The organism is Rahnella sp. GSA61A (assembly GCF_019969905.1).
GTDB lineage: Bacteria > Pseudomonadota > Gammaproteobacteria > Enterobacterales > Enterobacteriaceae > Rahnella > Rahnella aceris.
On sequence record NZ_JAHXYO010000003.1, the window covers coordinates 91,462 to 116,580 of the forward strand.

Here is a 25,119-nt window from a genome sequence, read left to right on the forward strand (position 1 = left end):
ATCAAGAACAATTCTCATTTTACCCGCGTATCCTGGCGGATCACCATGCGCTCGAACTTACCGGCGACCACCAGATAGCCAAACATGCCGAGCAAACCGTGTGCGCCGACAAACCACAGCGCGAGGTTAAAGGAGCCGGTTGCCGCGACGATATAACCGATCACGACGGGCGTAATAATCCCCGCAACGTTACCCAGACAGTTAAACACCCCGCCGCTCAGGCCGATCATTTTCTCCGGCGCGGTATCTGACATCACTGCCCAGCCGATGGCCGATAAACCTTTGCCAAAAAATGCCAGCGTCATAAACGCAATCACCGCCGCATCAGTGGAAACAAAGTTACTGGCAAATCCCGCAGATTATCGCGCTGGCAGCTCAAGAATTGCCGGAAATCACGCTGGTAATGAAGGAAATGGTGTCGTCAGCCCAGCTTCAGGCACTGGCGGCGCGCACGCTGGATATCGGCTTTGTGCGCCAGCCGGTGACGTTATTTCCGCTGGCCTATCATTGCGTACTGCGTGAGCCTTTATGCGTTGCGTTGCCTGCTTCATCCGCGCTGACCGCCAAACCACGCCTCCGTCTGCGGGACTTTGCCGGACAACCTTTCATCATGTATTCCGCCAGCGAAGGAAAATACTTTTACGACTGTATCGCCGGGCTGTTTGCACAGGCCAACGTCGTGCCGCATTACGTGCAACATTGCAGCCAGACTCACACTATTCTCGGGCTGGTGCGCGCCGGTGTCGGGCTGGCGGCGTTCCGGCAACTGGTTATCGCGCACTGCACGGCAAGTGGCGCAATCGCAAGAAAAAAGCTGACAGTCCGCCGCTCGCTTCCTAAACTGAGGTAATGGATAAAGAACAAGAACTTCGCCGAAGTAAACGTAACGCGCTGGGGTTGCTGCTGGTTGCCGCCGCCCTGTTTGTCATCACCCTTTTCCTGCCGCCCAACTTCTGGGTGTCCGGTCTGAAAGCCATTTCCGAGGCCGCGATGGTCGGGGCAATGGCTGACTGGTTTGCCGTCGTGGCACTGTTCCGCCGCGTGCCGGTGCCGTTTGTCGCCTCGCATACGGCGATCATCCCTAAAAACAAAGACAAGATTGCCGATAATCTGGCGGTGTTCGTGCAGGAGAAATTCCTCGCGCCCGCCACACTTATCACACTGATCCGCCAGCATGACCCGGCGCGGATGCTGACAGACTGGCTGAACGCGCCCGACAACGCACAACGGTTTGCCAACTATGCCGTGAAGATGATCCGCGGTTTTCTGGACGTCACTGACGATCAGCGCATCGCCCAGCTTATCCGCCGTGCGCTGTACCGGGTGATCGACAAAATCGACCTGTCGGCGTCGATTGCCACCTTGCTGGAAAGCCTGACCAAAAACGGCCGCCATCAGGAACTGCTGGATCAGGCGATGGATCAGCTGGAAATCCTGCTGGCAAAAGACAGCACGCGGCAGTTTATCTCCGCGCAGATTGTCGGCTGGATGAAACGCGAACATCCGCTGACCGCCAAATTACTGCCCACCGGCTGGCTGGGGCGCAACGGCGCGGATATGGTCTCCAATGCCGTGAATTCCGTGCTCGACGATATGGGCAACGATAAAACCCACGCTTTCCGCAAAGGCTTCGATCGCTCGGTGCAAAGCTTTATCTGGAAGCTGCAAAATGACCCGGCGACCGCGCAGAAAGCTGAAGAGATCAAACAGTATCTGAAAGATGACGAAAAGCTGAATACGTATGTTTTGCAGCTGTGGGGCGATATGCGTAACTGGCTGAAAGAAGATTTAGAAAGCGAGGATTCGCGGGTGTTCGCCAAAGTCACCGAATCCGGGCAATGGCTGGGTAATGCGCTGGCGCAGGACGAAAAGCTGCGCCTCTCGCTGAATCAGCAGATGGAAAGTATTGCAGAGAAAGTCGCGCCGGAATTCGCCGAATTCCTGACCCGCCACATCAGCGACACAGTGAAAGGCTGGGACGCGCGCGATATGTCGCGGCAAATAGAACTGAATATCGGTAAGGATTTGCAGTTTATCCGCATCAACGGCACGCTGGTCGGTGCCTTTATCGGCCTGGTGCTTTACCTGCTGTCACAACTGCCGGTGGCGATTCCCTGGGTGATGGCGCGGATTTAAGGCGCCTGAACAACCTGTATTTTACCCCGGTTCTGGTCCTTAAAACCTCTTCTCAGACTCCCCCTTTGCAGGGGGAGTAGCAAAAAGCCAGGCCGGAAATAGCTCGACCGGCGCCCTCTCCTGCGAAGGGAGGGTTGGGGTATTAAAGACAAATGAATGAGTTAACGTGTGCATTCGCCTTACCACCCGCATGCCTCACTTTTCCCAAAGGCACAAGCCGATAATTACTTCACAGTTTTACTGAACGCATCCACCGCCAGAATGGCATTCGCCACATCTTCGGCGGACAGGTTGTGGTTCAGATTGCCCAGCGTATCGCCCTCGCCGCCTGCCAGCGCACCCACTTTCACCAGATTGGCGAAAGATTCGTTTTCCAGATGCATTTCTTTCAGCGTGGTTGGCATTTTGATGGCGCGGTAGAAGCGCACGTATTTCGCGATTTCTTCGTCCGGACGCTGTTCCAGCACCATCTGCGTCAATGTACCGTATGCCACTTTTTCACCGTGCGTCAGGTGGTGAATATCACCAGAGATCGCAGTAAAACCATTATGGATGGCATGCGCCCCCGCCAGACCGGCATTTTCAAAGCCCAGACCGGACAGCAATGTGTTGGCTTCCACCACGGCTTCAACCGCTGGCGTCACCAGTTTCTGCTCAACTGCGGTGTAAGCACTGTAGCCGTAAGTCAGCAGCGTTTTTTCGCAGGCTTCGGCAATGGCCATCCCGGCGATAGTCGGGTCGCCGCCTACCATAGACTGGGAATGGGAACGCAATACCGCCTGCGCTTCAACAAAGGTCGCCAGGCCGTCAGCGATACCGGAGGCGAACAGGCGTACCGGTGCCTGTGCGCAAACATGGGTATCCACCAGCACCAGATCCGGGTTTTTATTGTAGAAACGGTAGGATTCGAAAACGCCTTCATCGGTGTAGATAACCGACAGCGCACTGCACGGCGCATCGGTAGAGGCCACGGTCGGCACAATCACTACGTTTTGTTTCAGTTCATCTGCAATGGCTTTAACCGTGTCGAGCGTCTTACCGCCACCGAGCCCAACCACTACCTGTGTTCCCGCATCACGGGCGATACCTGCCAGACGGGTGATTTCGCTGGCAGAGGCTTCACCGTTAAAGCGCTCGTAGTGGAATTCTACGCCCGCTTTTTTCAATGATTTCTGTACGCGGTCACCGATAATTCCCCAAACAACATCATCAGCAATCAGGAATGATTTTCCCCCCAGGTCGGGCAGATAATCCCCTAACTCATCCAGTACACCGCTGCCCTGAACGTATTTTCTTGGCGAAGAGAAGATAAATTTACTCATGATAAAAACCTCTTTTCGTTGATAATGTGAAAGTGAATAACTCTCCGAGGGTAACGCAGCATGACAGGAAGCCCAACCCTTTTAATTCACATTAACAGCATGACTCGCAAAGAATTTCTTCAATTAATGCGGAAGTTTAAAATAATGAGGTAATTCATATTTGAACGATTTAATACCTCTTAATGATTATTAAAATTCGCATGATTCATCGCTGATAGATAAAGCGCAGTCTGTTAGCTTTTAACTATTGAATGCATCAATAAAAGCGACTTTCCCTTATCAGTAAACCCCGTAGAATTCATCGCATTGGCAGCACGTCGTAAGCAGTGGTCATTAGCCAGCTCGCTGTTAGCCATTCCATTAATATTTCTGAAATTAATAAGGAACAGCATGTACAACTTTCAGCGCTATAACGCCAAAGAACTGGCGCTTGCCTATATGAGCAGCAAACCACACGACTTTTCGCCGAACGAATTTTTACAACAGTTGAAAGAGATCGAGAAATCTTTCGACATGGCGCTGCGAAATCCGCAGCAGCAGCCACAGAACGGAATGTTGGTGAAGGCGTTTTGATTGCCATCTTGCCCTTCATCAGTTAAGTGTCGTGCGTTACCCTTGCTTTACCCGTGGAAGTATTTTGCACGTGCCTGTATTGGGTTCATCTGCAAAAATAAAATAGAAAAAAAGCAAAAGCCCCGAATAGTCGGGGCTTTTTGTATTTATTAATGACAACTCCCCTAAATCATTCAAGTTGCAGGAAGGCGGCAAACGAACGAATCCCGATGAGCTGACTAAAGTCAGTGATTCGGGTGAGCGAATGCAGCCAACGCACCTGCGGTTTGAAGGATGACGGGGACTACTTCGTCATCTGACGGTCATCAATGTACTTGCGTTTATCCGGCGCTGGCGGGAAATACTGATACAGCCAGGTTTCAGACAGCGCAGTCTGGCCGTTGCGCAGGAACATACGCAGCTCGACCGGCGCGACTGAATCGCTGTCAGGATACCAGTCAAACAGGATGCGGTAACCGTCGAACGGCTGCACATACAAAATTTCGATGTTTTTGATTTTACCCGCCGAGACGTTGATCACCGGCTCGATCCCTTTATCAGCAAAGGCTTTCAGCTCGCCACCAATGAAATCGATAGCAAAACGACGCGCCCAGACTTGCGGATAGTTCTCACCCGGCGCCCACCCTTCCGGGAAACCGCCCATACCGGTACGGGTCGCCAGCACATTCGCCAGCGGGCTGCGGTGAGGAGGTACGGAACTCCAGTACAGCTTATAGCTGAAACTAAATTCAGCACCGGATTTCACCGGTGTTTCCGGTTGCCAGAAGCACACCACGTTATCCAGGGTTTCACCCGTAGTCGGGATTTCCATCAGATTGACGGCGCCCTTCCCCCAGTCCCCGACCGGTTCTACCCACAGGCTCGGACGCTTGTTGTACCAGCCAATCACGTCCTGATAATTATTGAATTCATGGTCAAGTTGCAACAGACCAAAACCTTTCGGGCTGTTGTCGCTGAAGGCGTTGAACTGCAATCGCTGCGGGTTGTTCAACGGGCGACAAATCCACTCACCGGTACCGGTCCACATTTCCAGGCGATCAGAATCGTGGATTTGCGGGTGGATGGTGTCGCAACGGCCACGTTCACTGGTGCCACAACTGAACATGCTGGTCATCGGAGAAATGCCCAGTTGTTTGATATCTTCGCGGGCATGCAGATGGTTTTCAATTTCCATCACCACACGGGTCGGTTCGCAGTGGATCACGAATTTATACGCGCCGGTAATGCTCATGCCGTCCAGCAAGGCGTAAACCGTAAAAGTCGTGTCGCCAGGTTTTGGCGTATCAAACCAGAATGCGGTGAAATCAGGGAATTCTTCCGGCTGATCGGTAAAGGTATCGACCGCCACACCACGGGCTGACAGGCCATATTGGTAGGTATCATCTACTGCACGAAAATAGCTGGCACCGAGGAAGGAAACCACGTCGCGGCGCGTCAGTTCAGGGGCTTTATTGACTTTAAAACCGGCGAAACCAAGATTTGAGAAGCCTTCCAGTTGTTTGGTATCCACACCGGCATCGTGATAGTTAAACAATTCAGGGCGGAAATGGATTTCGCGCGCCATGTGTTTCACCGGATCTACAGAATACATGCGCACGCGGCGTTTGAAGCCCATGCCGACGTGAAACAGTTCCACATCAAGCTGACGGTCAGGCAGACCATTCCACAGCGAATGTGCATGATCATACTGAATCGCGTTGTAGGCCTGTGGCGTGAGTTCAGCCAGCGTCTTCGGCAACGGCTGCGGCGCGCCACCGTAGGGCTTGTCCGCCAAATCTTTCGCCATTTTTTTCAGCGCGTTGAAATCAAACGGCAATTCGCCGCCGTCTGCCACATTCGCCTCTGCCGCTTCTGCGGAACGGGTGAACAGTGTGGACATAGCCGGCACACCACACCAGGCGGCGAATGCCATAGATGCTTTAATAAATGCTCTTCGTTCCATGCCAGAATCGTTTCCTGTACTGGGCAAAAAAATCCGGGGGCTTCGTCACAAAAACGCAGTCCCCGCGTATTCAGAATTTTCGACCCTAAGGCTAACGTAAAATTCACAAGCCGAGTACAAGAAATTGAATGCATTCAGCTAATATTTCACTTGAAAAAGTTAGCGCTTATGACAGTGCTCATCCCCCGTATGACAGGGGATGAGCCGGTTTTCAGAAACGCCGGTTTTAGCCGTAATTCCTGCCCTGTTGAGGTGCGTAATCCCCCGGTGACTTTAGGAACATTCTGTTACCGGAAGGTTACTATCACTCATGATTCAGCGTGTTATCCGCGCCGGGTTAGCACGCCTTTGTGTCCGCCCTGCTATGCTGAAATCTCATCGCTTTGTGATTTTTTGTTTTACTGCAAGAGGTTTCAGCATGTCCGATGAACTGATTCAGGAGAAAGCCCGTGCGCTATACGCGCAGTTAACCGGCAAAATTTCACTCCCCTGCACGCTCCATGTCAGCGGTGCCGGAAATCTTCCCTCTTATTATCCGGTAACCCCGCTGATTGCCGCCTCTGTTGCGCTGGCAGGAATCGCAGTGTCGCAACTGGTCGCCCTCAGAAACGGCAAACACGATGCCGTAACCGTGGATCGCCGTCTGGCCTCGCTGTGGTGTAAAACCAGTATCCGGCCTGACGGCTGGGAAATACCGCCAGCCTGGGACAGTCTGGCGGGTGATTACGCCACGGCAGACGGCTGGATCCGTTTGCATACCAATGCCCCCGCGCACCGTAAGGTAGTTGAAACACTGCTCGGCAAAGCGGAAAACCGCGAGGCGCTGGCGCTGCGGGTGGTGATGTGGAAAAAAGCAGCACTGGAACACGCCGTGGTGCGGGCGGGTGGATGTGCCGCGCAGATGCTCAGCCCGGAAGAATGGCAGCAGCATGTTCAGGGAAAATCGCTGATTGCGGAACCTCTTTTTCAGCATGCGTTGTCCGTTAAAGTGGCACCGCCGCATTGGGAATTATCCCCGCAACAGCCGCTGGCGGGCGTGAAAGTACTCGATCTGACACGGATTATCGCCGGGCCGGTGGCGACGCGTTTTCTCGCAGGACTGGGCGCGGATGTATTACGCATTGATCCCTTTGGCTGGGATGAACCCAGTCAGGAAGCGGATGTCACGCTGGGTAAACACTGTGCGCGGCTGAACCTGCATAACCCGCAGGACCGGCACCGTTTCGAAGAATTACTGCGGGACGCGGATGTGATTGTGCATGGCTATCGCGCAGGCGCGCTGCACAAACTGGGTTACGGCAGTGAACAGCGTCGCGCGATTGCGCCAGGGCTGGTGGATGTGTGCCTGAATGCCTATGGCTGGAGCGGGCCGTGGCGCGAACGGCGCGGGTTTGACAGTCTGGTGCAAATGAGCTGCGGGATCGCTGAACAGGGAATGCAGCGTTCCGGTCGTCACAAGCCTGTTCCGCTGCCGGTTCAGGCGCTGGATCACACTACCGGCTATCTGATGGCTGCGGCAGTGCTGCAGGGTTTGGCGCAACGTATGGAAACCAGTCAGGGCAGCGAATGCCGCCTTTCACTGGCACGTACCGCCCGCGAACTGATGGAAAATGGCACCTTAGCAGAAAGCGGCGAACCACTGATTGAATCCGCGGATCCGGCCGACTTTTTGCCCGAACAGGAACGTACGGTCTGGGGCAATGCCCGGCGTTTGCTTCCTCCTGTTCGTCTGGAAAATACGACATTACACTGGCGCTTCCCGGCTTCACCGCTCGGCTCTGCCCCCGCCAGCTGGCGTTAAGTCGTCAGAGAAAATGCCGCCTTGCGATACTGCAACGGCGTTTTGCCGATCATCTTTTTAAAACGGGTAATAAAATACGGCGCGTCAGTAAATCCGCATTGCAGTCCGATTTCTTCGACCGAACGGTCGGTGGAACGCAGTAATTCACATGCCCTTTTAACCCGCCGGGTGGCAAGGTAATCCTGAATGGAGCCCCCGGTTTCCTGCCCGAAAACCCGCGAGATATAACTTTCTGACAACCCGATGGCCGCTGAGAGCTGCGCCAGAGAAAACTTCTGCACGTAATTTTCTTCAATCCACTGCATCACTTTAGAGGCCGTTGTCCGGCTGATGGTTTTCGGCATTGCGTCCTCTGCGGGCATAAAGGCCATCAGTTGCAAAATCAGTAGGGTAATTTCTTCCCACTGATCGGCCTGCGCTTCAGACAACTGATTGAACTGCTCGAGAATGACTTCTATATGGCTGGCATGTTCGCTGAGATCATAAATGTGTGCCGCGCGGTCGGCATCCCACAAACTTGCGAACCGTGCCCGGCGTTGCGGGAACGATTGCAGGCAGCCATCCAGCAACTGGTGGTCCAGATGAATGGTAGTGCGCAAATACAGGTTCTTTTCACCGGATTCGACAAACACTTTGTGCAGTTTAAAAGGCGGAAAGACAAACAACCGTCCCGGGCGCAACGTGTATTGCTGATTATCCACAATGACAATGCCGTAACCCTGACTGACGAAAAGTAACTCCAGACACTGATGCCAGTGGAAATAATTAGCACTCCCACGGTTCATCCGGTTAAAAGAAACCTGACGTTCATTAAGGGCAATGCGTTCCAGATAATCAGATACCGGCATTCCTGTTTTCCTCAGTTCATTTTTACGCCATTAACGGCAAGGACAACAAAACACAATTTTCAGTCAGTTTTTTATAATTTAAGCCGTTTTAATCGTGGTTTGGTAATCACAATTTCAAAAATCACGCCATTCTGTGAAGCACGTAACAATCAGCGATTTTCAGTTCTCTATATTTCACTCGCAGCACAAAGAATTGAAATAATATTTCAAATTAATAAACCCTTATTTTCTGCTTCCCTCACATCACCGGGAGAGTTTTTATGACGCCGAAAAAAGTGAACATCAATAATCCGTTACAGACCCGCGATGATGTGCAGCATCTCTTGCAAGAATTGCTCGCGGCGGTGTCGCCTTATACAGAAGAAGGCAAAAGCGGAATCAGTCTGGGCAATTCCACCACCCATTACGGCAAAGAGATTGCCAAAATGGAAGCGCTGTCACGCATGTTGTGGGGAATATTCCCGCTGCTGGCGGGTGGCGGTGAATGTGAAGATTTGCCTTTTTATCTGAATGCCATTCGTTTCGGTACCGATCCGCAGCATCCGCAATACTGGGGAAAAATCCGTGATTTTGATCAGCGCTGTGTGGAAATGGCGGCGTTTGGCGTCGGGCTGACGCTGCTGAACAAGCAATTGTTGCAGCATTTCAGCGCGCAGGAGCAACAGAATCTGGCTGACTGGCTGAATCAGGGACGTGATGCCACCATCCCGAATAATAACTGGAATTTCTTCCCGGTCATGGTGCAGATGGGTTTTAAAGTCTCCGGATTACCCTGGGATCAGGAAGCCGTGGCGGCCCGATTTGCGCTGATGGAAGAATATTATCTGGGCGATGGCTGGTATTCCGACGGTCCCGGCAGGCCGCGTGATTACTACATTTCGATGGCGTTTCATTATTACGGGCTGCTGTATGCACAGAATATGGCCGATGTGGATGCGCCGCGTGCGGCCATGTTACGTGAACGCGCACAACGTTTCGCACAGGATTTCATTACGATGTTTTCAGCAGGCGGCGCGGCGGTGCCTTTCGGACGTAGCCTGGCTTATCGTTTTGCCGAAGCGGCGTTCTGGAGTGCGGCGGCGTACAGCAAACTGGAGGTGTTCAGCCCGGGTATTATCAAGGGGCTGATTTTGCGTCATTTGCGTCACTGGCTAAAAGAGCCGATTTTCGACCGCGACGGCGTGCTCAGCATTGGTTACCACACACCAAATCTGGTGATGGCTGAAGACTATAACGCGCCGGGTTCACCTTACTGGGCATGCAAACTGTTCCTGGTGCTGGCATTGCCGCCGGACGATGCCTTCTGGCAGGCAGAAGAAGCCCCGCTTCCCGCACTGCCCGCGGCTTACTGTATTCCTCATGCCAGTCAGATCCTGACCCGCGATGCCGAAGGCCAGCATGTCGTGATGCTGACATCCGGGCAGCTTGAGCTGAATAACTTTGTGAATACCGAAGCCAAATACACCAAATTCGCCTATTCCAGCCAGTTCGGATTCACTTTAGATCGTGGCAGGTACGGGCTGAATCATGCCGGTTGCGATTCAATGCTGATGTTCTCGGAAAGTGACGGTTATTTCCGCGGACGCCGGGACTGTGCAGAGACGCGGATCACCGGCGAGATGATTTACTCCCGCTGGCTGCCGTGGCACGACGTTGCCGTGCGTACCTGGCTGATCCCCTGCGGCGACTGGCATCTGCGCGTTCATCACATCGAGAATCAGCGTCCGCTGGAGACGGCCGAAGGCGGTTTTGCGGTAATGCAGGAGCCTTCAACGCAAACACAGCTGTCGGCAGAAAAACATGGTGTGACGATCACGGCACGCAACGGCGTCAGCCGGATTGTCGCACTTGAAGAAAGCGAACCACGCGAAGCCTCCGCCGTTATCACCCCGCCCAACAGCAGCATTATGTTCGCCGAAACCGCCGCCATTCCGGTGCTGAAATCGTCACTGCCTGCCGGTTCTCACTGGCTGATATGCGCCGTATGTGCGTCTGCTACCCGTGATATCAGCGCGCTGGCCGGGCCGGAAGTCAGTCGTCAGGGGCAACAATTGCGCTGGCAATATCAGGGTAACAGCGGGCACATCACGTTAGGTTAATCCTCAGGATCCGTTTCAGGAGTCACTATGAAAGCCATAAAAACAGCCAGTAAAACGGCTTACTACAAAATGAGCAGCTTTATATTCCTGTATTTCTTCACCTGGTCTTCAAGCTTCGGGCTATATGCCTTATGGCTGGGGCAAAAAGCCGGACTCGACAGTGTCAGTATCGGTACCGTGTTTGCCGTTAACGGCGTGTTCGCGGTGATCATGAAGCCGGTTTACGGCTATATCATGGACAAAATCGGCATGAGCAAATCTCTGCTGTACTTTGTCGTGCTGGTTTCTGCCCTGATGGCACCGTTCTTTATTTTCGTTTATCAGCCCCTGCTGGACAGCCATCTGATGCTCGGGATTATCGTCGGTGCGCTGTATCTGAGCCTCGGCTGGTACGCCGGTGTCGCAGCATCCGAATCTTACGCCGACCGCTTCAGCCGCCTGTATCACATGGAGTTCGGGCAGGTCCGCATGTGGGGTTCGCTGGGCTGGGCGCTGGCCGCGTCGTTCTCCGGCGTGCTGTTTAATCTCTCCCCGGCCTGGAACTTCGGGCTGAGCAGCGCCACCTCGCTGGTCATGCTGGCGGTGCTGTTGTCGCTGAAAATCGGTGATGAAGAACTCAAAGATAACGACGTGATTTCACAACAAAAGATCGTGTTCAGCGATGTGATTTTACTGCTCAAAAACCGCAAGTTCTGGATGTTCTCGCTCTATGTCGCCGGTGTGGCGTGGATGATGTTTGTCGCCGAACAGCAATTTTCACGTTATTTCGTCACCTTCTTCGACACTAAAGAGCAAGGCAACGCCTGGTACGGTTATCTGAGCACCGTGCAGTCCGGCCTCGAATTCCTGATGATGATGGTGATCCCTTTCCTGGTGAATTATTTCGGCGCCAAGAAAAGCCTGCTGCTGGTCGGTGCACTGGTGGGATTACGCCTGATTGCCTCCGGGCTGACCAACGATCCGCTGCTGATTTCCATTATCAAGCCGTTCTACGGGCTGGAAATCGCGCTGCTGCTGGTGTCAGTGTTTAAGTACATCGCCGAGCATTTCAGCAAACGCGTCAACGCCACCATGTATCTGCTGGGCTATCAGGCCATGATTTATGTCGGCTCGATTGTGGTCGCCCCCCCTGCTGGTTACTTCTACGACCGCATCGGTTTTGAACACACTTATCTGATTATGGGCGGTATCGCACTGTGCTTTACGCTGATTTCCGCCTTCACGTTATCGGCCTGCCACAGCCTGCGCTCAGGCACACCCGTACCGGCTGAACAGGTTGAAGTTGAAACTATTGGAATGGAAAGGGAGAAGGTATGACTATCACCATCGCGAAAGAGACGTTGTTACCCGTGGAACTGAATCAGCTGGATAAGATCGCCTTTGCACAAAAAATGCAGCGCGCGCGCCAGACGGTGCTCAGCAAAATTTCCCGCAATCTGGAGAAGTTCGGCAATAAGTTCCCGGCGGAAACCTGCGAAAACGGCCATTACCCGCTGACAGAGAATGTGGAGTGGACCACCAGTTTCTGGACCGGTCAGCTATGGCTGGCATGGGAAATGACCGGCGATGATCGTTACCGGCTGGCGGCAGAAAAACAGGTCACGTCGTTTGGTAACCGTATCGCCAACCGCATTGATACCGCGACGCATGACCTCGGTTTTCTCTACAGCCTCTCATGCGTCAGCGCGTATAAACTGACCGGCAACCGGCAGGCGCGCGGTTTTGCACTCCTCGCAGCTGAAGCGCTGATGGAACGTTTTAATACCCAGGCGAAAATCATTCAGGCGTGGGGCGATTTAAATGACCCGGAACAGGCTGGCCGCATGATTATCGACTGCAATATGAATCTGCCTTTATTGTACTGGGCGAGTGAGCAAACCGGTGAACCGCGCTTCGCCGAGGCTGCCCGCGCCCATGCAGAACAGGCGGCGAAATATATTGTCCGCCCGGACGCCTCGACCTATCACACCTATTACATGGATACCGTGACCGGCGAGCCGCGTTTTGGTAATACGCATCAGGGATATGCTGATGACTCCTGCTGGTCACGGGGTCAGGCCTGGGGCATCTACGGTTTTCTGCTCAGCTATCGTTATACCGGCGATGCAGATCAGGTTGAGCTGTCACGGCGTCTTGCGCATTATTTCCTTAACCGCTTACCGGAAGACGATGTCTGCCACTGGGATCTTGCACTGCTTGGCACCAATGCCGTTCGCGACAGTTCGGCTGCGGCTATTGCGGTCTGCGGCCTGCTGAGTCTGGCCACCGCGCTGCCAGCCACCGATGATAAACGTGCGTGCTATGAAGAAATGGCGCTGCGCATGATGGACTCACTGACTGAGAATTATCTTACCGGTGATCAGGAGGATTGTGACGGTTTGCTTAAGCATTCTGTCTATCACATGGCGAGCGGTAAAGGCGTAGATGAGTGTTGCAGCTGGGGGGACTATTTTTATGTCGAAGCGCTGACACGCGTGACGCAATGCTGGCAGTCCTACTGGTAATCTCTGTGACGCAGTGTTTACGCACTGCGTCCGCTTTTCCTGCCATTTTCATTCGTGAATTGTTTTTAAGCATACGCAGGGTTATCAGCATATTGTTATGTCTTCAAGAGTGTTACTGTAACATCATAATCAATTAGCTTTTCTTCTATGTCCTTACATCCATTAAGAATAGTCTTAATTCGAGTCATTTTTTTGTTCAGTCACAAAATAAATTGTGACATAAACCAAATTTACCAAACCCCTTCCTACCTCTTACGGGGTAAAAAAATCACTTCCAACCGGACAGATTTCATGCAAAAAGTAGAGTCAGCATGCAGTTTGTGCCTTTTGTGCTGACACCAAAGAATCCAATCATTATGCAGAACAGGGATGTCCTATGGGGACTTACTATGCAAACGATAATCTTGGATCCATGCCGGTATACGCGTCTCGGATTGCAACAATTTCTCGCCAGTGAACAAGACATCAGTTACGTCAGCCATTTTGAGCAGCTTCTCAATGGTTGCAGCAAACTGAATCCTTCCCTTGTTTTTATTAACGAGGATTGCATATCGCCTCATTCAGGTAATAAAGAGCGTCTGGGAGAACTGATCACCGAATACCCTGATACGCTGTTTTTTATTTTTATGTCCCGTACGCGTATTCATTTTGAAGAGTATATTTTTGTGCGTAAGAACGTGATTATCACGTCGAAATCCATTAAGGCCGATACCCTTAAGCAGTTAATCAATCATCCGTTATTGCCGCAGTCGCAGGATCCTGCCAGCAGCGGAATGCTCGATACCCGGCCCGTGATGCTCAGCCGTTCTGAATCAGCGATGCTCAAGATGTGGATGTCCGGCAACGGTACCATTGAAATATCCGATAAATTACAAATTAAAACCAAAACGGTGTCTTCCTATAAGGGAAATATTAAAAGGAAAATAAAATCACCGAATAAACATATTATTTATCACGTCGTCCGTTTATGTGATCAGCTTACCAACGGCATCTACGTCAATTAACCCCCCGCCCCTCTCTTTCGGCCTCCTGCTACAGGCTACGCAACGGTGTGGCCTGTAGAAATCGTCGTTAATCTCTGAAAATGAGATCTCCGCCACAAATATAAACTGAATCCCTGCGCCGGAATGCCGATGACACCCTATGGCGTTTTTTTCGTCAAGGCCGGACTTGCCCGCTGGCAATGCCTTTATCGCTGTCACTGACCGCCCGGAACAGGCGGTATACAGGATCAATTGAGCGGAACAAAATAAAATGGATACTCCTACACAGTTAACGACCAGAACCTCCTTTATCAGCAATATTCGCCTTGTTACCCTGATTAGCCTGATTCTTACCGGGATCCTTTTCCTTTTTGCTGTGTCCATCGGCACCTCCGGTTTCTTTCTGAAGCAAAGTAATGCCGCGCTGGCAAACGCCACCCAGGAGCTGCAAATCCGTCTGGCGCTTTCCAACAGTTCAAACCATCTGCGTACCGCACGTTTGCTGTTGATTCAGGCCGCTGCAGCCGCGCGTATTGGCGATCAGGATGTGTTTAGCCAAAACCTGAAGGACGCTGCCAGCCGCATTAAACAGTCACAAACCTCGTTTGATATGTATATCAACCGGCCAAATAAAACCGATAAAGATCGGGCGCTCGATGAACCGCTGAAAAAAGCCTACGACGCCTATCTGACTCAGGGCATGGCGCCGATGCTGGAATCGGCCAAACAGGCACATTTCGAAGAAGTGATTTCTCAGGAAGCAGAAACAGTACGTGGCCTGGATCTCGCCAATAACGTCCCGCTGCTGGCGGCGATTGCCTATCGCACCCAAACCGCTAACACCATCAATGATAAAGCGCAGCGCAATGCCGTGCTCGGTTATACCCTGATGGGCGGCGGGTTCCTGCTGGCGCTGGTCCTGACCTTCATCACTTATCTGGTCATGCGCAAAGTGATTATTCATCCGCTGAACCGGATGGTGATGCGCATTCAGAAAATTGCCGAGGGAGATCTGACGCAGCCCACCCGGGCACATGGCCGGAATGAAATCGGCGTACTGAGTAACAACGTAGATCAAATGCAACGCTCGCTGGCGTCAACGGTGCTGACCGTACGTGAAGGCGCGGTGTCTATTTATCAGGGGTCGACAGAAATTGCTTCAGGCAATACCGATTTATCATCGCGAACCGAACAACAGGCGGCGGCACTGGAAGAAACGGCTGCCAGCATGGAACAGCTGACGGCTACGGTGAAACAGAACTCCGAAAACGCCCACCACGCCAGCAAACTGGCCGCCGACGCCTCCAATAAAGCGCAAAAAGGCGGGAATATTGTGGCGGAGGTTGTCAGTACCATGGATAAGATTTCCCGCAGTTCGACCAAAATTGCTGAAATCACCAATGTGATCAACAGCATCGCTTTCCAGACAAACATTCTGGCGCTCAATGCCGCCGTGGAAGCGGCACGCGCCGGTGAACAGGGGCGCGGATTTGCGGTGGTGGCCAGCGAAGTGCGCAGCCTGGCACAACGAAGTGCACAGGCAGCGAAAGAAATCGAAGCGCTGATTGAAGAATCCGTCGATTACGTCGGCGAAGGCAGCATTCTGGTGGGCGATGCAGGTGACACGATGTCAGAAATTGTCACCGCGGTCAGCCATGTGACGGACATCATGGGTGAAATCGCTTCCGCATCGGATGAACAAAGTCGTGGGATCAGTCAGGTCAGCCAGGCGGTGTCGGAAATGGATGGTGTCACGCAGCAAAACGCCTCACTGGTGCAGGAAGCCTCAGCGGCGGCAGCGTCACTGGAAGAACAGGCCGCGCGCCTGACACAGGCTGTCGCGGTGTTCCGTCTGGATGGCAACACACGCAGTGCGCAGCCACAGTCCCCGGCATCATCCCGCGCCCTGCCCGGCCCGGCTTCCCGTTCGTCAAAAGGGGTGAACGATGAGCCGAACTGGGAAACGTTCTGATAGTCGCGTCAGCGTTATTCCTGACGGGCAATAAGTAAAAAAATACCGGTGGCAAATCTTCTGCCCCGGTATTTTTTTATTCGTAACGGATGTAGCGTAACGTTATTCAGAACCTTCACGTGGTTCGACAAACGTGCCGTCTTTGGTGTCGCCTTCATTGAAGAACCAGATGCCCGCCGGATATTCCTCCAGTGAAACCAGATACATGACGCCTTCGTAAAACTCCTCTACGGCTAATACTTTACCTTCGCGGCGCGGCCCGCCGTCGGTTTTCACTGTCACAAGATCATTAACTTTCATCAGGTTATCCCATGGTTTTCAATTATGATTATTGTAGTACAGACCACCGCACAAAGGCATGGCATGAAAGGAAAGATAATGCGAAACGGTAAAATACCCCTGCGGGACTCCTTTTCATTTTCTTAACGAATTGAAGCAAGAATCCTGACTTTCATTTTCTCTATACTGGCGGTGTGCTTACCCCCCGAGGAAGTACATAATGAATGTCATAAGAAATATTTTGCCCGCCGTTATGCGGGCTTTTTTTTATCTTTTTGCCAGAGACCGCCGGATAAAACAGCAGACGCTCGCAGAAATGACAAACGGCGTATCAACGATACGGTTAACTGACAAGGGGTTAATGACAAACAACAGACGTAAAAAAACCCGCGCATGCGGGTTTTTGTCATCTGTACTTTTATCGCTGAAACAGCGGTAAAGTAAGATTAGATAGCGGTAACGTTAGCCGCAGACGGACCTTTAGCACCGTTCTCGATAGTGAACTGTACGTTCTGGCCTTCAGCCAGGGTCTTGAAACCTTGATCCTGGATAGCGGAGAAGTGTACGAACACATCTTTGCTGCCGTCAGCAGGAGTGATGAAGCCAAAGCCTTTAGACTCGTTAAACCACTTAACCTGACCTTTCATCATTGACATAAGAATTACCTTTTAAAAATAAATTTCGCCACCATGGGCATGTTATAGCCGGATTTCAGTCGTTACTTATGGAGGCACTAAGAAGGAAATTCGTCAGAGCAGGGTTATCATGGATAACGCTTTAAATTGGAACAACTTTACTCAGGATGTCGTGCATAAATAGGTCTGTACCACAGGCCGGTATGTATTTACTCATGACTGCCCTTTAATAGCAACTCTTTTTAATGCAATGCTGCGGTAAAGCGCGAAATTAGTCTAATTTTGTACCGAACAGTTCAATAGATGTACAATTATCAGGCTATTTTTCAACAGGTTGTGGTTTATCGGCCGCTAAGACCGCTCCGCAATGTGCGCAAAATTTTGCATCTATTTCATGGCCAGAATGCAGACAAGTCTGACAAGAACGGGCAGCACGCCCTTTTTCCAATTCCTGCGACATATAAGCCGTTAAAATCCCGGTCGGCACGGCAATGATCGAATACCCCAGCAGGATCAGCACCGACGCAAGCATTCTTCCCAGTGCAGTATGCGGTGTAATGTCCCCGTATCCGACCGTCGTCAGCGTCACCACGGCCCAGTAAACAGACGCGCCCAGCGACGTAAATCCGCCGTTGCCGCCTTCGGCAGCAAACATCAGCCCGCCGAAAAGACAAAGAATAATGGCGACAAAGCCAAAGAAGATGCAGAGCTTACGTTTCGCACGCATCAGGCTGCGCCATAAAACCCCGGCGTCGCTCATGTAGCGCAACAATTTCAGTACCCGCAGCACACGTAAAATTCTCAGCAGGCGGATGAGGATCTCCAGATTCCCCGCCCCCGCGAAGGAAGGCAGCATCCACAGGATGTACATGGGCAGAATGGTGCAGAGATCGATAATGCCGAAAAAACTCACCGGATAACGGGTTTTGCGCGGCGAACAGACCACCCGTAAGACGTATTCCACCGTAAAAAGCGCGGTAAACCCCATTTCGACCAGGCCGAACAACGGGATGATATTGGGTGTCGCCGGAAACAAGTCATATGCACTGGATTCGATAAACAGCAGCAGAACGCTGAGCAGTGACGCCAGGACCCAGAATATTTCCATCCGGCGGCCGCTGCGGGTGCGGTGTTCAAATAAAAGGGCATAACAGCGGCGTCGGGCTGACGCAAAAAAGCGGTAATCCTGAGACATAACCGGCACCAGCAAAAAGGAATTATGGCAAGAATAGACGCTTTTCATCGCCCGCGCCTGCGGACAAAAAGTCCAAAAAAAACGCCGGTCGCACAAGGTATTGGTGAAATACACTGTGCGACCGGCGTTGACTGACGCCACGGAGAATTAATCCATTAATTCAGACACCGCGTGACGAACATATGCCGTGATTTGCGCGACGTCGTCTGCGTCTGCACTGCCGCCGCCAATCGACCGCACGGTATTCTCCAGATGGCCGATATCCTGTTCAACTTTTTTGGCAATCTGCACTTTAACAATAGTGTCGACTGAAGAGATAAAAGCCCGCATGACGGCTTTCAGCGCGAAAATCTCACCGAAAGAATCGTACGCAGGTTTGTCAGAGGCCGCTGGTTGAGCAACCCGTGGTGGCAAGTTTTTCAGCCTGTCCACATGTTCAATCATCAGATCCATGTCTCTGATGAGTTCGTCAAAACTCTTAGCCACTGGTTTTCCTTCGCCCGGCGAAAGGCAGCAGGATACCACCGCGCTTTCAAGCCGAGAAGTCACAGAAACGTGTAAAGAGTAAATTTCGCCACAATGCGCCCGCCCTGCCGGGTTCTTCTACACAGAGAGTCGTAAGCCGGACAGGCGCATCAGGTCGCTATTTAGCTGCTTATTTAATCAACGCAGCGCAATACGGCCTTTCAGGCGTTTTTCAATGACGCCATATCAACAACAAAGCGGTATTTCACGTCGCTTTTCAGCATGCGTTCGTACGCGCCGTTGATGTCCTGCATGTCAATCATTTCCACATCACAGGAAATGTCATGCTCAGCACAGAAATCCAGCATTTCCTGGGTTTCAGCGATACCACCGATCAGGGAACCGGCGACGGTTTTGCGGCCCATAACCAGTTTGCCGCTGTGCAGCGCAGGCTCGACTGGCTCAATCAAACCGACCAGAATATGGGTACCGTCACGTTTGAGCGTGTCCAGATACGGGTTCAGATCATGTGGATTAGGCACGGTGTCCAGGATGAAATCGAAGTGGCTTTTTACGGCGGCCATTTGTTTTTCATCAGTAGACAGCACCACGTGGTCCGCGCCCAGACGGTAAGCTTCCTGCTCTTTGCCTTTGGAACGGGTGAACAGCGTCACATCTGCGCCCAGTGCTTTGGCAAATTTCAGGCCCATGTGACCCAGACCGCCCAGGCCCACCACAGCCACTTTGTGACCTTTACCGATTTTCCAGTGTTTCAGCGGAGAATACGTGGTGATACCGGCACACAGCAGCGGTGCAGCAGATTTGATGTCCAGTTTTTCAGAAACACGCAGAACGAATTTTTCTGAAACCACGATTTGTTCGGAATAACCGCCGTAGGTCATCATATTGTCATGACGATCATGGCTGTTATAGGTCATGGTAGCGCCTTCTTCACAGTACTGTTCCAGGCTTTCCGCGCAGGATTCACAATGCTGACAAGAATCGACCATACAACCGACACCGACGGTGTCGCCCACTTTGAAGCCAGAGACTTTCGCGCCAACCTGTTTCACGCGTCCGATAATTTCATGCCCCGGAACCATCGGATAAATGCTTTGATGCCATTCATTACGCGCCTGGTGGATGTCAGAGTGGCAAACACCGCAGTACAGAATGTCGATCACAACGTCGGTATCACGCGGGTCACGGCGAACAAAATTATGAGGCGCAAGAGGCGCATCCGCTGAAAGTGCAGCGAAACCACGAACGTTAAGCGTCATTTTTATCTCCTGATTGGATTACGGAATACTTCATGCCCGCAGAAAAGGCAGGCACCGCAAAATTATGACGGTTTAAGATGACTTACTGATATAACGATCCTCGCCATTACTTGCCTGAATCTGTTTATTTCAGGATTTTCAGGCGGGATTGTGCAGAGACTAAACAGTGGCACTTTGCCCGCAAAGCGCCACGTTTTAAGAAAGGATTAAATCAGACCCGCTTCTTTCAGTTCGCTTTTCAGATAAGCGTAATAGATAGGTGCAGCGACCACGCCGGGTATGCCAAACGCCGCCTCGAAGATCAGCATCGCCAGTAAAACCTCCCAGGATTTCGCCTTGATGCGACTGCCAACAATGCGGGCATTCAGGAAGTATTCCACTTTGTGGATGATGATCAGATACGCCAGCACCAGCGCGCCGACCCACAGCGACAGCGACAGGCCGACGATGAAAATCAGCGTATTCGAAATCAGATTACCGATAACCGGCAGCAACCCGCAGACGAAGGTCACGACAACCAGCGTTTTTGCCAGCGGCAGATGAATGCCGAACAGCGGTAAAATGCCAAACAGGAAAATACCTGACAGCACGGTATTGATCAGGGAAATCTGGAACTGCGCAAAGACCACGTTACGGAAGGCTTCGCCCAGCAAATGCATCCGCTGCAACAGCTCCTTTTTCAGCGGGGCGTTCAGTTCGCCCTTGCGCGGCTGCTGAAGCGAGATAATCGCACCGAGGATCATACCGATAATCATGGTCAGGAAAACGTGGGCAGCATTCTTGCCAACGGCCTGAATCATCACGATATGTTCACGCAGCCATTGCAGGAAACTGCGCTGCAACTCTTCAATATTCGCCGGTAAATAATGCAGTAATACCGGCGATAAACGGCTTTGTGCGTCTGTCAGCAGATGCGAGACCATGGCGTTAAACGCCACCGGATTACGCATATCCTCCATCAGAAAATCCGCAATGCCCGCAATCGCCAGCGTGAGACAACTGATCACCAGGGTCGCGATAATGGCCACCACCACCCAGCGGGCACGTTCGCCACTGATGATTTTTTGAAAGTACGGGGTAAGCGCATTGATGAGTTCAAACACTAAAAAACCGGCAATAAAACATGCCAGTAAATGAAGAGGAAGAATCAGTAACAGCCCGCCCATCACAATCAACACACTGAGCCAGCGAATTTGATTCGATCTCATAATCTGCATTGCCTGTATCCTTAAATCTCTGTTCACCGGGCTTTGCCCTGACGTGGTCACATCATAGCACTGAACGCCAGCGCACAATCCTCCGGTAAGTTAAACAGTTAAGAAAATTTTGACTGGCGGGGAGGTTCTTTTATTATCCCCCCTGAAAAAGTCGTAAAGAAAATCTGAGAGTCTGGAGAAAAGTATGTCTGAATTAATCCGCGATAAACTGAGCCTGCCTGCAGGGCACGATAAATTATTACTGCATTCCTGCTGCGCACCCTGCTCGGGCGAAGTGATGGAAGCCATTCAGGCATCGGGGATCGACTATACAATTTTCTTCTACAACCCGAATATTCACCCGCAGAAAGAATATCTTCTGCGCAAAGAAGAAAACATGCGATTTGCCGGACAGCATGGCATTCCTTTTATTGATGCAGATTACGACACCGATAATTGGTTTGCGCGGGCGAAGGGCATGGAAAATGAACCTGAGCGCGGCGTGCGCTGCACCATGTGTTTTGACATGCGTTTTGAACGTACGGCGTTATACGCCTTTGAACATGGTTTCAGCGTCATCACCAGTTGTCTGGGGATTTCCCGCTGGAAAGACATGAAGCAAATTACCGGCAGTGGCGAACGCGCTGCGGCGCCTTATCCGGGCATGGTTTACTGGGATTATAACTGGCGTAAAAAAGGCGGCTCTGCGCGCATGATTGAAATCAGCAAACGCGAACGCTTTTACCAGCAGGAATATTGCGGCTGTGTTTATTCCCTGCGCGACAGCAACTTACACCGTAAATCTCAGGGCCGGGACTTAATCAAACTCGGTGTGAAATATTACGGCGACGAAGACGGCGAATAACCCCGCCCCAGCCCCTCTCTTTTTGTTATACCCGTCCATCAGGCCGGGTTATTTATTCTGTTATTTCGCCCGCGCCCTGTCAGATACGCCAGTCACTATTTCCATACCAGTTATTTATTTCGTCAGAATGCTAAACATCAGATTCATAGAATAATTTCCTATGACCTCTCCGGCCTTTGCATCTTGCGTTCACCGTTAACGCTTGTTACTTTCCGCCTCACGCTTTTATATACGCATTAATTCTAAGTAATAACACGCAGTTATTACCCGCGTATAGCGCTGTTCAGATCCATTAAAAATATAAAACAAACACAACATTATTGAGGGACAAAATATGTGGGTTTTAATTGGTATTCCGATCGTCGTGCTGGGTTTTGCACTGCGGTTTAATCCTTTATTAGTGGTGACCGTGGCCGGTATTTCTACCGGTCTGGCGGGCGGCATGCATACTATCGATATCATCAGCGCCTTCGGCAAAGCGTTCACCGATAACCGCTATATGGGATTGATCTGGCTGACACTGCCGGTGATCGCGATCCTCGAACGCAGCGGCCTGAAAGAACAGGCCCGTCATCTGATTTCCAAAGTGCATGCCGCCACTACCGGCCGTGTGCTGATGCTGTACTTCTTCCTGCGTCAGATGACCGCCGCACTGGGGCTTAACTCGCTGGGCGGTCATGCACAGATGGTTCGCCCGCTGATAGCGCCGATGGCTGAAGCTGCGGCCACCACCAAATACGGCGATTTGCCTAATGATGTGCGACAGAAAATCCGTGCTCACGCGGCAGCCGCCGATAACGTGGCGGTGTTCTTCGGTGAAGACATTTTCATTGCCGTGCAATCTATCCTGCTGATCAAAGGTTTTCTGGAACAGTACGGCATTAACGTTGAACCGCTGCACCTGTCTGTCTGGGCGATCCCTACCGCCATTGCTGCGCTGATTATCCACTTTATACGGTTATGGCTGCTTGACCGCTCGCTGGCTAAACGCTTCGACGTTCATCACGGGAGTGCAGCGAAATGATTAACCTGCAGACTGTTTATATTCTTGCGGGCCTGATGTTCTGCGCCTATGCGTTCTTCAACGTGCGCGATAAAAGCCATTCCCGCCGTTATGTCAACGCGCTGTTCTGGGGCATTTACGGTGTCACTTTCCTGTTTGGCGCTGAATTGCCGCACTTCGTGACCGGCTGTATGGCGATTTTACTGGCGGTCATCGCCGGTAGCGGGAAACTGGGTAAAGGCAAATCAGACAGTGAGCAGCCCGGACAGGTCGAAAAACGCGAAACGGGGGCAAAACGCTTCGGCAACAAACTGTTTATTCCTGCCCTGCTGATCCCGATTGTGACCCTGATCGGCACCCTGACGCTGAAATACACGCCGCTGGTAGAAGCCAAAAACGTGACGCTGATTTCGCTGGTACTCGGCACGCTGGTGGCCTTTATTGTGGCGCTGATTATGCTGCGTGATTCGCCGGTCAAAGCCGTGAAAGCGGGAGGACAGACGATGGATACCGTCGGCTGGGCGGCTATTCTGCCGCAGATGCTGGCCGCACTCGGCGCGCTGTTTGCGCTGGCGGGGGTCGGTGGCGTGGTATCGGAACTGGTCAAAAACATCATTCCGCTCGGCTCACCGCTGGCGATTGTGATTGCCTATACCTTCGGCATGGCGCTGTTCACCATGATCATGGGCAACGGTTTTGCCGCCTTCCCGGTGATGACCGCGGGGATCGGGCTGCCACTCATCGTCAACCAGTTCGGTGGAAATCCGGCGATTATGGGCGCGATCGGCATGTTGTCCGGTTTCTGCGGCACCTTAATGACGCCGATGGCGGCCAATTTCAATATCGTGCCCGCGGCGCTGCTCGAATTGCAGGACAAGAATGGCGTGATTAAAGCGCAGTGGAAAACCGGTGTATTGCTGTTGCTGGTGAATACCGCGTTTATGTATTTCTTTGTGTTCCGTTTCTGATAAGGAAAGACGATGACGACGCAACAAAGTACCGCCCTGACGCCAGAGATGGCGTCCCGTTTTGCCTCACTGGCGCTGAATCATTTAACCCGTGAATTCCCGAACAAACTCATGCATGCCATGAGCAGCGCGGCAGATGCGCAAACGCCACGCCAGTTACATCCGGTCTTTTACGGCAGCTATGACTGGCATTCCTGCGTGCACGGATACTGGTTATTGCTGCGCCTGCTGGATCGCTTTCCGCAATTACCGGAAGCTGAAAAAATCATTGCGGTGATCGGCCAGCATTTCACGCCAGAAAACGTCGCCGGTGAAATGGCCTATCTGCAACAACCGCAACATGCCGGATTTGAAAGACCGTATGGCTGGGCGTGGTTTCTGGCGCTGAGCCAGCAATTGCATGAGATGGCATTGCCGCAGGCTGCTGAATGGGCAAAAACGCTGGCGCCGATGAGCCGGTTCTTCGAAAAGAGTTTTAGTGAGTTTTTGCCCAAAGCCACCTATCCCCTGCGGGTCGGCAGCCATTTTAACACCGCGTTTGCACTGGCATTAACGCTTGATTATGCGCGCTGCGTTAAGCATCACAAACTGGCAGAACTGATCGAAGAAACGGCGCTGCGCTGGCATCTGGAAGATGTGCATTGTCAGGCGTGGGAACCAGGCGGTGATGAATTCCTGTCACCCTCCCTGATGGAGGCTGAACTGATGCGGCGCGTTCTGCCGGGCGAAGCATTTGTGACCTGGTTTGGCCGTTTCCTGCCGGATCTGGCTCACAGTCAGCCTGCCACGCTTTTCACCCCCGCCACGGTCACTGACCGCAGTGACGGTAAAATTGGCCATCTGGACGGACTGAATCTCAGCCGCGCCTGGTGTCAGCGTTCGCTGGCCTCTGCGCTGCCAGCGGGCGATCCGCGTGCGGCCTTGCTGTGCCAGACGGCAGAAGCCCATCTGCACAGCGCGCTGAACCATCTCGACAGCACCTACATGGGCGAACACTGGCTGGCGACCTTTGCCCTGTTGGCACTCGAAGCCTGACAGCCCTCTTCCTCTGTT

The 25,119-nt window shown here is 52.2% G+C and carries 23 protein-coding genes; 13 read left to right on the forward strand and 10 right to left on the reverse strand.

From position 1 onward, the window contains the following. Positions 1–14: 14 nt before the first annotated feature. A complete protein-coding gene (locus tag LC431_RS04720; protein WP_112151879.1) occupies positions 15–305 on the reverse strand; it encodes a glucarate transporter in 291 nt (96 codons plus the stop codon). A 53-nt stretch (positions 306–358) separates the two neighbouring features. Between LC431_RS04720 and LC431_RS04725 the strand changes: the two genes are divergently transcribed. Next, positions 359–850 (forward strand): LysR substrate-binding domain-containing protein, encoded by a 492-nt coding sequence (locus tag LC431_RS04725; protein WP_370633752.1) that lies wholly within the window; start codon positions 359–361, stop codon positions 848–850. Continuing rightward, the gene (locus LC431_RS04730; RefSeq protein WP_119261561.1) at positions 850–2,136 is read left to right on the forward strand and encodes a DUF445 domain-containing protein; all 1,287 of its coding nucleotides are present in this window, start codon (positions 850–852) and stop codon (positions 2,134–2,136) included. Before LC431_RS04725 ends, LC431_RS04730 begins: the two co-directional genes overlap by 1 nt. 224 nt (positions 2,137–2,360) lie before the next feature. Here LC431_RS04730 and LC431_RS04735 read toward each other — a convergent pair whose 3' ends face one another. Continuing rightward, a complete protein-coding gene (locus tag LC431_RS04735; RefSeq protein ID WP_013575258.1) occupies positions 2,361–3,458 on the reverse strand; it encodes a glycerol dehydrogenase in 1,098 nt (365 codons plus the stop codon). A gap of 390 nt (positions 3,459–3,848) precedes the next feature. Between LC431_RS04735 and LC431_RS04740 the strand changes: the two genes are divergently transcribed. Then, the gene (locus LC431_RS04740; RefSeq protein ID WP_013575257.1) at positions 3,849–4,031 is read left to right on the forward strand and encodes a hypothetical protein; all 183 of its coding nucleotides are present in this window, start codon (positions 3,849–3,851) and stop codon (positions 4,029–4,031) included. Positions 4,032–4,314: 283 nt separating this feature from the next. On the opposite strand, the gene LC431_RS04745 is transcribed toward LC431_RS04740, so the two are convergent. Further along, a complete protein-coding gene (locus tag LC431_RS04745) occupies positions 4,315–5,973 on the reverse strand; it encodes a glucan biosynthesis protein D (RefSeq protein WP_013575256.1) in 1,659 nt (552 codons plus the stop codon). 418 nt (positions 5,974–6,391) lie between these two features. On the opposite strand from LC431_RS04745, the gene LC431_RS04750 reads away from it, so the two are divergent. After that, a complete protein-coding gene (locus LC431_RS04750; RefSeq protein WP_126124823.1) occupies positions 6,392–7,774 on the forward strand; it encodes a CoA transferase in 1,383 nt (460 codons plus the stop codon). Here the strand turns inward: LC431_RS04750 and LC431_RS04755 are convergent. Next, positions 7,771–8,622 (reverse strand): AraC family transcriptional regulator, encoded by an 852-nt coding sequence (locus LC431_RS04755; protein ID WP_112151875.1) that lies wholly within the window; start codon positions 8,620–8,622, stop codon positions 7,771–7,773. The two genes, LC431_RS04750 and LC431_RS04755, sit on opposite strands and share 4 nt — an antisense overlap. A 260-nt stretch (positions 8,623–8,882) precedes the next feature. Here LC431_RS04755 and LC431_RS04760 point away from each other — a divergent pair, with 260 nt between their 5' ends. From LC431_RS04760 to LC431_RS04780, 5 genes are all read left to right on the forward strand, one after another. Further along, positions 8,883–10,721 carry a DUF2264 domain-containing protein gene (locus LC431_RS04760; protein WP_223509331.1) on the forward strand — a complete coding sequence of 613 codons (1,839 nt, stop codon included), beginning with the start codon at positions 8,883–8,885 and terminating at the stop codon, positions 10,719–10,721. Positions 10,722–10,748: 27 nt separating this feature from the next. Continuing rightward, entirely contained in the window at positions 10,749–12,038 is a 1,290-nt protein-coding gene (locus tag LC431_RS04765) for an oligosaccharide MFS transporter (RefSeq protein WP_013575252.1), read from the forward strand. After that, positions 12,035–13,225, forward strand: a complete 1,191-nt coding sequence (locus LC431_RS04770) for a glycoside hydrolase family 88 protein (protein ID WP_015689857.1) — start codon at positions 12,035–12,037, stop codon at positions 13,223–13,225. The genes LC431_RS04765 and LC431_RS04770 overlap by 4 nt, the downstream gene beginning before the upstream one ends. A 389-nt stretch (positions 13,226–13,614) precedes the next feature. Then, entirely contained in the window at positions 13,615–14,229 is a 615-nt protein-coding gene (gene rcsA / locus LC431_RS04775; protein ID WP_015689856.1) for a transcriptional regulator RcsA, read from the forward strand. A 250-nt stretch (positions 14,230–14,479) separates the two neighbouring features. Further along, the gene (locus LC431_RS04780) at positions 14,480–16,180 is read left to right on the forward strand and encodes a methyl-accepting chemotaxis protein (RefSeq protein ID WP_112151872.1); all 1,701 of its coding nucleotides are present in this window, start codon (positions 14,480–14,482) and stop codon (positions 16,178–16,180) included. Positions 16,181–16,282: 102 nt separating this feature from the next. Here LC431_RS04780 and dsrB read toward each other — a convergent pair whose 3' ends face one another. From dsrB to LC431_RS04810, 6 genes are all read right to left on the reverse strand, one after another. After that, on the reverse strand, positions 16,283–16,480 hold the full coding sequence (gene dsrB, locus LC431_RS04785; protein ID WP_013575248.1) for a protein DsrB: 198 nt from the start codon (positions 16,478–16,480) through the stop codon (positions 16,283–16,285). A 425-nt stretch (positions 16,481–16,905) separates the two neighbouring features. Then, positions 16,906–17,115, reverse strand: coding sequence for a transcription antiterminator/RNA stability regulator CspE (gene cspE, locus LC431_RS04790; protein WP_013575246.1), 210 nt, complete (start codon positions 17,113–17,115; stop codon positions 16,906–16,908). A 298-nt stretch (positions 17,116–17,413) separates the two neighbouring features. Then, a complete protein-coding gene (locus tag LC431_RS04795; protein ID WP_223509333.1) occupies positions 17,414–18,337 on the reverse strand; it encodes a potassium channel family protein in 924 nt (307 codons plus the stop codon). Between the two features lie 99 nt (positions 18,338–18,436). Beyond that, entirely contained in the window at positions 18,437–18,775 is a 339-nt protein-coding gene (locus tag LC431_RS04800; RefSeq protein WP_013575244.1) for a hypothetical protein, read from the reverse strand. 200 nt (positions 18,776–18,975) lie between these two features. Further along, complete coding sequence (locus LC431_RS04805; protein WP_015689853.1) at positions 18,976–20,034, reverse strand: NAD(P)-dependent alcohol dehydrogenase; 1,059 nt, start codon at positions 20,032–20,034, stop codon at positions 18,976–18,978. A 206-nt stretch (positions 20,035–20,240) separates the two neighbouring features. Continuing rightward, the gene (locus LC431_RS04810) at positions 20,241–21,251 is read right to left on the reverse strand and encodes an AI-2E family transporter (protein ID WP_013575242.1); all 1,011 of its coding nucleotides are present in this window, start codon (positions 21,249–21,251) and stop codon (positions 20,241–20,243) included. A 184-nt stretch (positions 21,252–21,435) separates the two neighbouring features. Here LC431_RS04810 and LC431_RS04815 point away from each other — a divergent pair, with 184 nt between their 5' ends. From LC431_RS04815 to LC431_RS04830, 4 genes are all read left to right on the forward strand, one after another. After that, a complete protein-coding gene (locus tag LC431_RS04815; protein ID WP_166860197.1) occupies positions 21,436–22,095 on the forward strand; it encodes an epoxyqueuosine reductase QueH in 660 nt (219 codons plus the stop codon). A gap of 334 nt (positions 22,096–22,429) precedes the next feature. Then, positions 22,430–23,119: a DUF969 domain-containing protein gene (locus LC431_RS04820; RefSeq protein ID WP_013575240.1), complete on the forward strand. Its 690-nt coding sequence runs from the start codon at positions 22,430–22,432 to the stop codon at positions 23,117–23,119. Then, the gene (locus LC431_RS04825) at positions 23,119–24,066 is read left to right on the forward strand and encodes a DUF979 domain-containing protein (protein WP_370633753.1); all 948 of its coding nucleotides are present in this window, start codon (positions 23,119–23,121) and stop codon (positions 24,064–24,066) included. The genes LC431_RS04820 and LC431_RS04825 overlap by 1 nt, the downstream gene beginning before the upstream one ends. A 12-nt stretch (positions 24,067–24,078) precedes the next feature. Beyond that, positions 24,079–25,101 (forward strand): DUF2891 domain-containing protein, encoded by a 1,023-nt coding sequence (locus LC431_RS04830; protein ID WP_223509336.1) that lies wholly within the window; start codon positions 24,079–24,081, stop codon positions 25,099–25,101. Positions 25,102–25,119 lie beyond the last annotated feature (18 nt).

Bases quoted from the DNA above. Each gene is read 5' to 3' on its own strand.
- LC431_RS04720 (WP_112151879.1), bottom strand. From the start codon at position 305: ATGACGCTGGCATTTTTTGGCAAAGGTTTATCGGCCATCGGCTGGGCA.
- LC431_RS04730 (WP_119261561.1), top strand. From the start codon at position 850: ATGGATAAAGAACAAGAACTTCGCCGAAGTAAACGTAACGCGCTGGGG.
- LC431_RS04735 (WP_013575258.1), bottom strand. From the start codon at position 3,458: ATGAGTAAATTTATCTTCTCTTCGCCAAGAAAATACGTTCAGGGCAGC.
- LC431_RS04740 (WP_013575257.1), top strand. From the start codon at position 3,849: ATGTACAACTTTCAGCGCTATAACGCCAAAGAACTGGCGCTTGCCTAT.
- LC431_RS04745 (WP_013575256.1), bottom strand. From the start codon at position 5,973: ATGGAACGAAGAGCATTTATTAAAGCATCTATGGCATTCGCCGCCTGG.
- LC431_RS04750 (WP_126124823.1), top strand. From the start codon at position 6,392: ATGTCCGATGAACTGATTCAGGAGAAAGCCCGTGCGCTATACGCGCAG.
- LC431_RS04755 (WP_112151875.1), bottom strand. From the start codon at position 8,622: ATGCCGGTATCTGATTATCTGGAACGCATTGCCCTTAATGAACGTCAG.
- LC431_RS04760 (WP_223509331.1), top strand. From the start codon at position 8,883: ATGACGCCGAAAAAAGTGAACATCAATAATCCGTTACAGACCCGCGAT.
- LC431_RS04765 (WP_013575252.1), top strand. From the start codon at position 10,749: ATGAAAGCCATAAAAACAGCCAGTAAAACGGCTTACTACAAAATGAGC.
- LC431_RS04770 (WP_015689857.1), top strand. From the start codon at position 12,035: ATGACTATCACCATCGCGAAAGAGACGTTGTTACCCGTGGAACTGAAT.
- rcsA (WP_015689856.1), top strand. From the start codon at position 13,615: ATGCAAACGATAATCTTGGATCCATGCCGGTATACGCGTCTCGGATTG.
- LC431_RS04780 (WP_112151872.1), top strand. From the start codon at position 14,480: ATGGATACTCCTACACAGTTAACGACCAGAACCTCCTTTATCAGCAAT.
- dsrB (WP_013575248.1), bottom strand. From the start codon at position 16,480: ATGAAAGTTAATGATCTTGTGACAGTGAAAACCGACGGCGGGCCGCGC.
- cspE (WP_013575246.1), bottom strand. From the start codon at position 17,115: ATGTCAATGATGAAAGGTCAGGTTAAGTGGTTTAACGAGTCTAAAGGC.
- LC431_RS04795 (WP_223509333.1), bottom strand. From the start codon at position 18,337: ATGAAAAGCGTCTATTCTTGCCATAATTCCTTTTTGCTGGTGCCGGTT.
- LC431_RS04805 (WP_015689853.1), bottom strand. From the start codon at position 20,034: ATGACGCTTAACGTTCGTGGTTTCGCTGCACTTTCAGCGGATGCGCCT.
- LC431_RS04810 (WP_013575242.1), bottom strand. From the start codon at position 21,251: ATGCAGATTATGAGATCGAATCAAATTCGCTGGCTCAGTGTGTTGATT.
- LC431_RS04815 (WP_166860197.1), top strand. From the start codon at position 21,436: ATGTCTGAATTAATCCGCGATAAACTGAGCCTGCCTGCAGGGCACGAT.
- LC431_RS04820 (WP_013575240.1), top strand. From the start codon at position 22,430: ATGTGGGTTTTAATTGGTATTCCGATCGTCGTGCTGGGTTTTGCACTG.
- LC431_RS04830 (WP_223509336.1), top strand. From the start codon at position 24,079: ATGACGACGCAACAAAGTACCGCCCTGACGCCAGAGATGGCGTCCCGT.